9 protein-coding genes and 2 rRNA genes are annotated in these 11,218 nt (G+C 62.0%); 9 read left to right on the top strand and 2 right to left on the bottom strand.

Features of this window, described 5'->3' with window-relative positions; genetic code table 11:
* Positions 1-114 (top strand): 23S ribosomal RNA (locus O148_RS0102955); the annotation flags it as partial.
* A 138-nt stretch (positions 115-252) separates the two neighbouring features.
* Positions 253-369 (top strand): 5S ribosomal RNA (gene rrf / locus O148_RS0102950).
* 104 nt (positions 370-473) lie between these two features.
* Here rrf and O148_RS0102945 read toward each other — a convergent pair.
* Positions 474-2,321 carry an HNH endonuclease signature motif containing protein gene (locus O148_RS0102945; protein WP_026529731.1) on the bottom strand — a complete coding sequence of 616 codons (1,848 nt, stop codon included), beginning with the start codon at positions 2,319-2,321 and terminating at the stop codon, positions 474-476.
* A gap of 471 nt (positions 2,322-2,792) precedes the next feature.
* Here O148_RS0102945 and O148_RS0102940 point away from each other — a divergent pair, with 471 nt between their 5' ends.
* Positions 2,793-5,438, top strand: a complete 2,646-nt coding sequence (locus O148_RS0102940; protein WP_026529730.1) for a SpaA isopeptide-forming pilin-related protein — start codon at positions 2,793-2,795, stop codon at positions 5,436-5,438.
* Between the two features lie 71 nt (positions 5,439-5,509).
* On the opposite strand, the gene O148_RS0102935 is transcribed toward O148_RS0102940, so the two are convergent.
* Positions 5,510-5,965 carry a MarR family winged helix-turn-helix transcriptional regulator gene (locus O148_RS0102935; RefSeq protein ID WP_026529729.1) on the bottom strand — a complete coding sequence of 152 codons (456 nt, stop codon included), beginning with the start codon at positions 5,963-5,965 and terminating at the stop codon, positions 5,510-5,512.
* Between the two features lie 141 nt (positions 5,966-6,106).
* On the opposite strand from O148_RS0102935, the gene O148_RS0102930 reads away from it, so the two are divergent.
* The 6 genes from O148_RS0102930 to O148_RS14425 are packed head-to-tail and all read left to right on the top strand — an operon-like array spanning position 6,107 to position 11,215.
* Positions 6,107-7,309, top strand: coding sequence for an MFS transporter (locus tag O148_RS0102930; RefSeq protein ID WP_026529728.1), 1,203 nt, complete (start codon positions 6,107-6,109; stop codon positions 7,307-7,309).
* A 27-nt stretch (positions 7,310-7,336) separates the two neighbouring features.
* Positions 7,337-8,194 carry a PhzF family phenazine biosynthesis protein gene (locus O148_RS0102925; protein ID WP_026529727.1) on the top strand — a complete coding sequence of 286 codons (858 nt, stop codon included), beginning with the start codon at positions 7,337-7,339 and terminating at the stop codon, positions 8,192-8,194.
* A gap of 36 nt (positions 8,195-8,230) precedes the next feature.
* Complete coding sequence (locus O148_RS0102920) at positions 8,231-8,545, top strand: XRE family transcriptional regulator (protein ID WP_026529726.1); 315 nt, start codon at positions 8,231-8,233, stop codon at positions 8,543-8,545.
* Between the two features lie 9 nt (positions 8,546-8,554).
* The gene (locus tag O148_RS16905) at positions 8,555-9,076 is read left to right on the top strand and encodes an SRPBCC domain-containing protein (RefSeq protein WP_157374469.1); all 522 of its coding nucleotides are present in this window, start codon (positions 8,555-8,557) and stop codon (positions 9,074-9,076) included.
* A gap of 46 nt (positions 9,077-9,122) precedes the next feature.
* Positions 9,123-10,391 (top strand): hypothetical protein, encoded by a 1,269-nt coding sequence (locus O148_RS17965; protein WP_240470775.1) that lies wholly within the window; start codon positions 9,123-9,125, stop codon positions 10,389-10,391.
* A complete protein-coding gene (locus O148_RS14425; protein WP_051619748.1) occupies positions 10,391-11,215 on the top strand; it encodes an HAD-IIA family hydrolase in 825 nt (274 codons plus the stop codon). The genes O148_RS17965 and O148_RS14425 overlap by 1 nt, the downstream gene beginning before the upstream one ends.
* The last annotated feature ends 3 nt before the right edge of the window (positions 11,216-11,218 follow it).

Raw genomic sequence — 11,218 nt, 5'->3', positions numbered from 1 at the left:
CATCAACAATTGTTGTGAAGGCCCCCAGCTAGACCACTGGGTTGATAGGCCAGAACTGTAAGCCTAGCAATAGGTTCAGGTGACTGGTACTAATAAGCCAACAACTTACACCACACACAGGTGACAACAACAACCGTCCAACGGTTGCTGCAAACAGAACACACACGCGTCCACTATATGGTTCCCAACCAACAAACCCCACCCCCAACACGGGAGTGAAACAAGGGCACCACCCACATATTTGAATAGAGTTACGGCGGTCATAGCGTGGAGGAAACGCCCGGTCCCATCCCGAACCCGGAAGCTAAGACCCACAGCGCCAATGGTACTGCACTCGGAAGAGTGTGGGAGAGTAGGACACCGCCGGACACAACCCCAGCGAGGCCCTGACACAACGACGTGACAGGGCCTCCACCCTTTAACCAGCAACACCCATCCACAATTATTCAGTTGCCAGCGGGAGGCCGTCCCGCTCAGACTCTGTTGTGCGTATCGCCGTCGTGGAATGAATTTCGCTGCGGAACCCGATCAGGGTCTACCCACGCTGGCGGAATCACCCACGGAATCCCATCTTTGACCTGGATATCCCAGTGACCTTGGTGCACAAAGTGATGATGATAGGAACAGAGCAGCACACCGTTTTCTATATCGGTTCCGCCGCCGGCGCTCCACGGCACACTATGGTGAGCTTCGCACACTGCTAATGGCGTGATGCAGCCGGGAAACACGCATCCTTTGTCTCTGGCATACAGCGCACTCCGCTGTTTAGCCGAGAATAGTCGTGCCCCGCGCCCCAGATCTATTGGTTCGCTGTTTCCGCCCAGAACTACCGGGATGATTTCGGCCTCGCATGCCATCTTCCTTAAAACCCCTGGTGCGACGGGGCCGCTGCGCGCCATCATTCTCGATGCCATATCGCTAAAACCTTGCGGTCCCGCTCGGCTACTCGTGGTTTTTCCAGCGGGTTCCTTGTGCATTTGCGGCAACAAGTCCTTGTGATCGATTGTGGCGATAATCGTTGCCCGGTTGCCTCGCACTGAGGGCTCCAACACTCCGGTCTTGCCGATGATGGCGACGAGCCCCTGTGCCAATTGTTGCGCGAAGGTTGGCTTCAACCCCGAAGTTGCGTCCATGACTGCGCCGATTCCAGCTTGAACCGCGTGTCCTAGGAAGAAATTCAACGGATTGTCCGCAAGTGCCTGGGTGTCTGGCGCCAAGAGCGGCTCGCCTTCAGTAAGTTCGCCGTCGCTACCGCTACCGGCCTCGGAGGATCCGCGGCCGTTTGGAGCGTTGGTGGTTCGCGCGTCCCGCTTTGCACGAGTTGCAGCCCGCGGCGGCGCGAGAGTTGCGTGGATTCCGGTGTAGAACGTTTCGAACTGTTCCTGGTCGAACTTGAGCAGAATGTGGTGCAGCCCGTTGTGGCAGCCCTGGTAAAAGATTCCCTGGTTGATCGCCAGGTACTTGTCCGTTGGCTCGCGGCCGTCTTGGTGAGCTAGCGCCTCTAAGCGTTTGCCTGCCCTGGCGAGATGATCGGGCCCCAAGAGCCGACCTTGCTCACATAGCAGTTCCTCGGCATCCTGCGCGAGCCGGGCGTGATCGATCACCATGTCGCCGGGCAACACGATCTCGCGTCCGGAGGCAGCGATGTTTTTCACGCTCCGCGAGATCACGTCCGCACTCTTGATCGACAGCTCGCCGTCGCGAATGCTCTTTGCCAATCGGGGGAGTGTCGGTGCGAGTGTCCCTCCGGTGGCCACGTGTCCGTCGGCGGCAACCTTAGAAAGCCGAATTCGTTGCGCTGCCTCGGCGCCAGGAATTTTCAGCACCTGGACCATAAAGTCCTTTAAATTTTTGTACTGCGGGTGTTCCGGCTCCTCGCTCCAGCCAAATGAGGTACCCAGCGGCGCGGCCGCGACTCGCTCATGGTCCATCACATTTGTCAGGGTGACCTTGAGCGCGTCCAATGCACGTGAAACGGCCTCGACATCGCGGGCAAGGCCGGTCAACTCGCGACGATTTGTTCCGGCGCCCTGGATCCGAAGCGTCTCGACGAGCCCCAAGAGATCCTCCCGCACACCCTGTACGTCGACGCCCCACACCTCGGGATTAGAAGACAAGCTCTCCACTGCTGCCATGGCATCCGCGGCGGGGTGCTGGGGATCCGAAACTGAATGTCGGTGCCCACTGTTAGCGTCGATGTCATGAGCAGGAGGATCTGCACCAGCGCCCGACTTTGCGCCGCCAGCACCATGGGTGTTGCGCCCATGACCGTCGGTCGCGTTTTCGGTGGGGAAACCATCCCCCTTGGTGAGATCCTCCATATAGACAATATTACTCTTCTGTGAGGTGTATCACAAGTGATTTAGGAAATTAGATACTCAAGTATAAACCTTAGATTAAAGGTTAAGGCGACCCATCGTCGTCGTAATTATTTACGTCTTTTATCTATGAATTATGGTGAGAAGTGCGGTGCATCTCGCATGTGTGGGCTCGCATGTGCTTGGCTCGCACATGTTGACTTGAGGAGCGTGGAGCGTGGGGTGCTGACCATGGATTCGGTGCTGCGGCAGCGGTCTCCATGCCCGGTCTCCGTTACCGTTGGCAACAAGCGCCGAAGTCGACTGGACATTAAAGTTCGGCGTCACGTAATCTATCGAGTGATAGGAACAGTGATCGGGGGGCGCCGTCCACTTCCGGGCGCACCTTTGCGTGCGCCCGGAATGGTTTTCACGTCTTTTGTCCATACACCTCGGTCTAGCAAGTTGTGAATCTGTGTTGAGGTGAATGAGCGCGTGAAGTATGAGTCCGTCCCGTCCTCGAGAGCGAGCGCGAAGCGGCGCCTAGGTCGGCGCGGCATTGTGGCCGCAGCAACGTCGATTCTTACTACACTTGCGCTCCTTCCGGGCATTGCGATCGCGGCACCGTCGGACCTTGGGCCGGATCCCGCTCAGGACACCGCATCGACTTCATCGCCTGAGCCCACCCAGACGTCGCCCGAAACACCAGGCGAAACGCCAAGCGACAGCACCACCCCCGGCCAGGACCATCGCCCCGGCGCGGAATCAACCCCGCAACCGCCTACAGACCCGGCGGCAAGCGCAACCCCGCAACCCCAAACCGACGGGCAGGAATCGCCTGCGCCCACCCCGCAACCGGCAGAGAACCAGGACCCGCAGGGCAACCGCGAGCTCATGTTCGCCGACAATTCCGCGTTCCAATGCGAGGCCGGAGCTACATATTCGATCGATTATTCGGCCGTAGTTTCGAAGATTAGCGATTCGGGTGCCATCACGCAGGTTGGGCGCTGGAACATACCGTACACCACGAATCGGCCAAATGCGCTCGGGATTGGTGAAGGCGGCCAAACCGCCTATGCTCTCCGGCCCGAGGGGAGCGGCAGAGTGCGCATACTCGAGTACCTGGCCGAGTCGAATTCCTGGAATGTTATTGGCCCGTTGGCTGTCCCAAGTTCTAATTCGGGGACCATCGTTGCGGGCGCCGTTGATTTGCGCACCGGAACCTACATTTTTGGCAGTTTCTACCGGCCAAGTATTTGGGGAAATCGGTACTTCTATTTGTGGGCCTTCGATAAGGCGTCAAATTCCATCAAGTACCTCGGCCGTTTCGATACCGGCGCAAGCGAGAACGCTGGCAACGGCGACATGGCCTTCGATAGCGCCGGTAACCTCTACGTGGTGCAAAGCACCCCAGCGGGTAAGGTCCGCATCTTCTCGATCAATGCCGCCAACATCCAAAACGCCATTGACAACGGAGGCGGCGACATTCGCGCCTCCAGGACTCGAGAATTCACGGTGCCAGACCGCGTCAACGGCATCTCCTTTAATGCCGACGGCTCGGTCATGCTCGGCACCAACGAGACGATCAACCGTTATGACCCGACCACCTGGCAGCGCCTGGGCACCGTGACCACTGGGATGAAAACCAGCACCGACCTCGCCAGTTGTACGTCCCCGGCGAACCTCGTGCTCAAGAAAAACGTGGTTGATCGCGCGGAGTCGGGGGACCAGTTCAACCTCACCGTCACGTCGGAAGGCGACGCCGAGCCGCTCGCCGAAGACACTACCACTGGCAGTAGCAACGGCATCCAACAAGAGGAAGTCGGCCCGCTTCCGGTCATGTCCGGCTCCACCTACGCCATTGGCGAGAGCCTGGTTGGCGGCGACCTCGCGCAAAAGTACACCTCGACCTACCAGTGCACACTCAATGGCAACGAGCTCGCCTCCGGCACCGGCGGCTCCGGAACAATCACGATCCCGCCGCACAGCGCGGGCGAGATTTCCGGCGCGACCGTCGAGTGCACCTTCACCAATACGCCAATCCGCACCAAACTGACGCTCACCAAGTCGTTCGAGAACAAGTACGGCGCCCCCGAAGACCCGTCGACGTGGACCCTGACCGCCAAGCGCGGCCAGGACGCCGAACTCGCCTTCGCATCCGGTGAAACCCGCGACGTCCCCAGCGGCACCTACACCCTTGGCGAGAAGGAGCAACCCGGCTACAAGATCTCCGCCATCCGCTGCTCGGTCGAGGGCGGCCCCGCCACAAACGTCCCGCTCACCGGGGCCGGCGCAAACCAATTTGAGGTGCCGCAAAGCAAGTCGACTTCCTGCGAGATCGTCAATACCGACCTACCCGGGGCGCTCACCTGGGAGAAGTACGACGGCGATACTCGCCAAATGCTCGCCGGTTCCGCGTGGCGCCTGGTCGGCCCCAACGGGTACGTCGAAGAAATTCAAGATTTCACTGGAACCCAGTCAAACTTGCTGGACACCGATAATCGCGCCGGAGGATTCAAGGTGGAGAACCTGCCCTGGGGTGATTACACCCTGGAGGAAGTCACGGCGCCCACCGGTTACAAGCCCAAGCAGGGAGTCGTGGCGAAATTCACCGTCTCAGGCGACTCGCTCGCCCCGCAACAGCCGATCGCGATCAACAATGACCAGATCAAGATTGCCCTTGAAAAGTACGGATACGCCGAACGCGGGCAATCCAGCCCCGCTCTCATCGATGGTTCGAGCTTCGAAATGCGGGCCAATAATAATGGCGCGGTGGGCGATGTGGTCGGAACCATCACGCCGCAAGGACCGGGAACATTTGAGATTACCGGCGTCAACCCGGGCAGCTATTGGCTTGTGGAAACCCAAGCCCCAGCCGGGCACACCTTGCTAGCCGAGCCCATCGGAGTGACCATCTCCATTGCCGACAACGGGGCCCTCGAGTTGACACTGGCCGAGGGGCAGGATGGCACCGCGGACGTCACACTAGACCCGGCCACCATTAAGGTGTACGACCAGCGCCAAATCGAACTGCCCATCTCGGGCGGCATGGGAGCTGGCCCTTACCTGATGATCGGTGCGGCACTGCTCCTCGCTGCTGCCGTGGTGACGCTTATGCAATTGCGCCGCCGCCGCGCCTAACGGCGCGCCCGCGCCCGCCCTAACCCCAGGTCCTAAGCCCAGGCTCTAACCGCAGGTCCTAAACGCAGCCCTCATACACTGGCCGTCGTGGTGCTCACCTGTTGCACCGCGGCGGCCATTGTGGCAAGTTCTGACCGTTCGGCGGCGTCCGCCAGCACGCTTTCCAAAGCAGCGTCATGCAGCGGCCGCGCCTTTTGATACAGCGCCGATCCGGCCGCGGTGAGCTCGGTATAGATGCCGCGCCGATCGTCGGCACACAGGACGCGCGTCAAGAGCGCCCGATCCTCTAGCCGGGTGACCAGGCGCGTGGTCGCACTTGCGCTCAGTGCCGTCGCGGAGGCCAGCTGCTGCATCCGCATGTGCCACCCGTCCTGACGGTTCAGCGCGTCCAATACCGTGTACTCCACAACCGAGAGTCCCACCGCAGATAGGGCACGCTCCAGCGCAGTTTCAATCATCGAGTGCAACGCGGCAAGGGTGCGCCAGCCCTGCGCGCGCACCTCAATAGCATCATCGGCAATGCTCACAAAAGACCTCCTGCTAAATAGTTGCTTGCGCAGATTACTTGCGTGTGCAACAATTAATCTCCGTAACGCAATATCCCGCGTCTGCAACTAACTCCAAGTTTACACCAGAACGCCCCACTCACACCTACAAGGGAACTACACATGTCACTCGGCCTCATCGCACTGGCCATCGGTGCCTTCGGCATCGGCCTCACCGAATTCGTCATTATGGGACTGCTGCCGGAGGTCGCCACCGACTTCGCCGTCAACGAGTCCACCGCAGGCTGGCTCATCTCCGGCTACGCGCTCAGCGTCGTCGTCGGCGCGCTCGGCCTCACCGCCGCCACCACCAAACTGCCGCGCAAGCAAGTGCTGCTCGGCCTGATCGTGCTCTTCATCATCGGCAACGTCCTCACCGCACTCGCGGACAGTTACGCCCTCGCCATGATTGGCCTCATCATTGCCGCCCTCTGTCACGGCGCCTTCTTCGGCATCGGTTCGGTCGTCGCGGCTTCGCTCGTGCCGCCCGCAAAGAAAGCCGGCGCCATTGCCATCATGTTCACCGGTCTCACCGCCGCGAACATCCTGGGCGTCCCGCTTGGCACCCTCCTCGGACAGCAGCTCGGTTGGCGTTCCACTTTCTGGGCCATTTCCGCGATCGGCGTGATCGCGTTCGTCGGCGTCGCCACGCTCGTCCCGGCTCAGCGCGCCACCGACGCGCCCGTTCACCTCAAGCAAGAATTGAGCGCCTTCCGCAACGGCCAAGTCTGGCTTTCGCTCACCGTCACGGCCCTCGCCTTCGGCGGCATGTTCGGCGCCTTTACCTACATCGCCTACACCCTGACCGAGGTCAGCGGCTTCGCCCCGAGCGCCGTGCCGTGGCTCCTTGTGGTTCTCGGCGCAGGACTCGTGGTCGGAAACTGGGTTGGCGGCAAACTCGCCGACCGCAACATTGACCGCACCCTCATCCTCTTTATCACCGCCCTCGCGCTCACACTCGCAACCTTCGCCGCGTTCGCGCACTCCCAAGTTGTCACGATCATCGCCCTCGTGCTCATGGGCGGCTTCGGATTCGGAACCGTGCCCGGCTTGCAAAGCCGGATCATGAACCACGCTGGAAGCGCACCTACCCTCGCATCCGGGGCGAATATTGCTGCCTTTAACTTGGGCAACGCGCTCGGTGCGTGGGCCGGGGGAGTGGGCATCGCCGTCGGACTTGGATTCACCGCGCCGCTCTGGATTGGCGCGGGAATTGCCGCGCTGGCGCTCGTGGTCATGGTGATTGCTTCCCGCACCCAAGAGATGCACGACGGCGCGTCCCCGACCCCCGCTCCCGCGGCGGCCGGCATTCCGGTTGCCAAATAGACGGGGCGAGCGAAAGGATGGACCACTATGGATGTGGTGAAGTACGCGGCTTTTACCCGCGAGGGGATGGGCGGTAACCCGGCGGGGATCGTGCTGGATGCGCGCGGGCTCGACGACGCGAGCATGCTCGGCATCGCGGCGGACGTCGGGTTTGCCGAGACCGTGTTTGTGATCGAACCGAATGTCGGCGGCAACGGGCGGCTCCAGCGCGTGCGGTATTTTTCGCCCAGTGCCGTGGTGCCGTTTTGCGGACACGCAACGGTGGCTCTGGCGGTCTCGCTGTCCGAAACGGGTGAGACCGGTGATTACCGTTTCCTGACGCCGGTCGGCGAGATCACCATTTCCACCGAGCGGGTTGGCGGAAAGGTCAAGGCGTCCTTTGCCAGCGTCGAGCCGCACGTGCGCGATCTCGATGACCGGGCGCTGGCCGAGGTGCTGGCGCTCCTCGGCCTTGGCCGTGACGCAATCGATGACCGTTTCCCGCCGAAGGAGGCGTTTGCCGGGAACTGGCATCCCAATATCGTGCTCTCGCGTCGGGAGGATTTCGACGGGTTCACGTTTGATGGTGCGGCCATGAGCGAAATTATGCGCCGGAACAACTGGACCGGGACGGTGAGTGTACTGCGCTACCTGGGTGTCGGCGAGGACGGCGTCGAGGTGTTTGAGGCGCGCAACCTGTTCCCCGTGGGGGCGATGCTGGAGGATCCGGCGACCGGATCGGCTGCGGCGTCCACCGGCGCGTACCTGCGGGCGATCGGTCGCGTGGCGCCGCCGGCGCGCGTCAGGATTTATCAGGGTGAGAACTTGGGGCGCCCCAGCGAGCTGATCGCCGATGTTCCCGAATCCGGCGGCATCACGGTGAGCGGATTCGCCACTCGGCTCTAATTCCAGCGCTGAACCTGCCAGCGATCTTGTGGAGGGATGGCGACAAGGGCGAAGAATCTTGACGAACTGTTGCAGAGGCGTCCGGTCGATGCGCAGAAAATTTCGCAATTCGAGTCAATACTGCGTGCCGAAGTTCGTGCATACCGATTGCGCGAACTTCGTGAGGCGTACAACCTCACCCAATCCGATGTGGCGTCCGAACTCTCGGTGAACCAGAAACGAGTGACGAAGATCGAACAGGGCGATATCAAACGCACGCAACTGAACACTCTTCGCTGCTATGTCGAAGCGGTCGGCGGGACGTTGCGGGTTGAAGTTCAACTGGGTGACGAGACCTACCAGATCGCCTAATCTGAATCCATGGCAACAGACATGGACCAGCCGCTCTTTTCCGACGCGCCCGCGCCCGAGGCGAGCACCCCGTCAACGCCGCCGCCCGACCGGGTAGTCACAACCACGGTTCCTGCGGATCAGACCACCGCCTTCGAAGGCTTCACCGAGTACCTGCACCTGTGGTGGCCGCACGAGCACACCAATTTTGGCGACGAGTCCCACCCGTATTTCTCCGAAACCGAAATCGCCGAAGAGTCCGAGGACGGCGCCACCCAGGTTTGGGCCAACATCGACGATTTCACCCCGCCCGAGCTCATCCAACTCGCGTGGACACTCGGCGCGAACCCCGAGTCGCCGACGGAGGTCGTCATCGAATTCGAACCGGCAGACGGCGCCACGACAGCCACCACGGTCACACTGACGCACCGCGGCTGGGCCCCCGGTAGTGAAGGCTGGGACCAGTACCGTAAATACTCCGACTGGCCGCACATTCTCGGCGCCTACGCGCACTTCATGGGCGCGAGCCCCGCGCCCGCCCCGGTAGACTAGACACCGCGCACTACGCGCACAAGCTCAATAGGGACCGGTGAACACAATGGCAGACAACAGCGAACCCCGCGACAATCCCCGGCGCCCTGCCCGCTCCGGCCCGCAACGCAGCACCGGTGGGCGAACTCCACGGCGCGATGACCGCTCTGGTGAGGGGCGTCGTCGTGCTTCAGATGGCGAACGCAAACCTTTCCGGAAGAACGACGGCGATAAGTCGCCTTACGCGCGCAAGCGCACCGAAGGTGCCGGGAAGCCGCGGCGAGAGGGTCAAGGGGCAGGTCGGCGCGAAGGTGGCTTCCGTCCGCGTGAGGACCGTGGCCCGCGCCCCGAGCGCGAGGCACGGCCGGTTCCCGAGCGCAACCCCTCGGATTTGCGCAGCGCGAACCGTGCCGACCGCGGCCGCTCCCCAGATATTGACGAGGACGTGACCGGCGGCGAGCTGGACCGAGTAACCACCGCGCAGGTCAATAACCTGGAAGATCACAGCGCCAAGTGGGTGGCCAAGCACCTCGTGATGGCTGCGCGCGTGATCGAGGATGACCCTGAACTCGCGTTCCAACACACCCTGGCGGCGAGCCGGCGCGGCGGACGGTTGGCCGTCGTGCGTGAGGCCGTGGGAATTGCCGCGTACCAAGCCGGTCACTACGCCGAGGCGCTGCGCGAACTGCGCACGCACCGCCGAATTTCCGGATCGCAAGTACACCTGCCGCTCATTGCCGACGCCGAGCGCGGCAACGGGAAACCGGAGAAGGCGCTGGAGATCGCCCGTAGCGCCGAAGTGGCCGAACTGGACACCGCCGGCAAGGTCGAAATGTCGATGGTCGAATCCGGGGCGCGGGCAGACTTGGGGCAATTCGAGGCCGCGGTGAGCGCGCTGGAGACGCCGTACCTGGATAAGAACAAGGCGTTCAGTTACAGCCCGCGCTTGTTCTCGGCGTACGCGGATGCGCTTGAGGCCGCGGGTCGCGGCGACGAGGCCGACTCGTGGCGCCTTCAAGCGCGCCGGGCCGAAGAGGCGCTCGGGATCGGCGATTTTGCGGAACCCGAGATCATCGACCTCGTGCCCGATCATGACAAGCCTGAGCAGCCCGAGCGTTCGGAGCGGGCTAAGAAATTTGACCGCGGGCGGGATGCCGGGCGTGGCGGGCGCAACGAGCATGGTGGTCGCGGGGACCGCGCCGAACGCAAGCCGCGCTCGGAAAAGACGCTGCCAGAAAAGCCGGTGCCAGAAAATTCACTGTCAGAGACGGGCGCTACGGTGGAGGACACGCCACGGGAAGAACCCGAGGCGAAAACCGATGCACCGGAGGCCTAGTGGCAATTCTCGACGGGCATGACGCGCTGTTCCTGGACCTGGACGGAGTGGTCTATGAAGGCCCACACCCAATTCCGCACGCCGTGGACACCATCAATGACATTGCTTCGTCCGGGCTGCCCGTCGCATACATTACGAACAACGCCTCGCGCTCGCCCGAGCAGGTCGCCGAACACTTAAGCTCTTTCGGGATCGCAACGGATGCGTCCCACATTTTTGGCTCGGCGGCAACCGCGGCCGAGATGCTGAAAATCCAGGTGCAGCCAGGCGATCCGGTGCTCGTGGTAGGAAGCCGCTATCTGGCCGATGAGGTGCGCCGCCACGGCTACCGTCCACTCACCACACAGGACGCAGAGACGATTGCTCCGCGCTCGGTGATCCAGGGCTTTGACCCGAGCGTGGGGTGGAAAGACTTGGCGGCAGCATCCTTTGCGATCTTGGGTGGCGCGTCCTGGTTTGCCACCAATACCGATAAAACCATCCCGCAACCGCAAGGCATCGCCCCGGGCAACGGGGCGTTGGTTGCGGCCGTCGAAATGGCCACCGGCATGGTGCCGCTAGTGGCAGGCAAACCCGAGCCGGTCATCTTCCATCTGGCCGCTCAAGAACTCGGTGTGAAAAACCCGCTCATGGTCGGCGATCGGCTCGATACCGACATCCTCGGCGGCAACAACGCCGGCTTCGACACGGCTCTGGTATTGACGGGAATTCACGGCCAGGGCGCGGTCGATCAGGCGGACGCGGACATGAAGCCCACCTACATCATTAACGACTTGCGGGAGTTGCTCACCGACGGCCGGCCACAGTTGCGGGCAGTAAAGTAGGGC

The sequence above is a fragment of the Haematomicrobium sanguinis DSM 21259 genome (genome assembly GCF_000688395.1).
Classification (GTDB): Bacteria; Actinomycetota; Actinomycetes; order Actinomycetales; family Micrococcaceae; genus Haematomicrobium; species Haematomicrobium sanguinis.
Note: the sequence above shows the minus strand (reverse complement) of the source record. Positions and strands in the feature narration are given on the sequence as shown.

What these genes read in the sequence shown, in the direction of transcription:
- O148_RS0102945 (WP_026529731.1), bottom strand. Translation starts at nt 2,321, where the DNA reads ATGGAGGATCTCACCAAGGGGGATGGTTTCCCCACCGAAAACGCGACC.
- O148_RS0102930 (WP_026529728.1), top strand. Translation starts at nt 6,107, where the DNA reads ATGTCACTCGGCCTCATCGCACTGGCCATCGGTGCCTTCGGCATCGGC.
- O148_RS0102925 (WP_026529727.1), top strand. Translation starts at nt 7,337, where the DNA reads ATGGATGTGGTGAAGTACGCGGCTTTTACCCGCGAGGGGATGGGCGGT.
- O148_RS0102920 (WP_026529726.1), top strand. Translation starts at nt 8,231, where the DNA reads ATGGCGACAAGGGCGAAGAATCTTGACGAACTGTTGCAGAGGCGTCCG.
- O148_RS16905 (WP_157374469.1), top strand. Translation starts at nt 8,555, where the DNA reads ATGGCAACAGACATGGACCAGCCGCTCTTTTCCGACGCGCCCGCGCCC.
- O148_RS17965 (WP_240470775.1), top strand. Translation starts at nt 9,123, where the DNA reads ATGGCAGACAACAGCGAACCCCGCGACAATCCCCGGCGCCCTGCCCGC.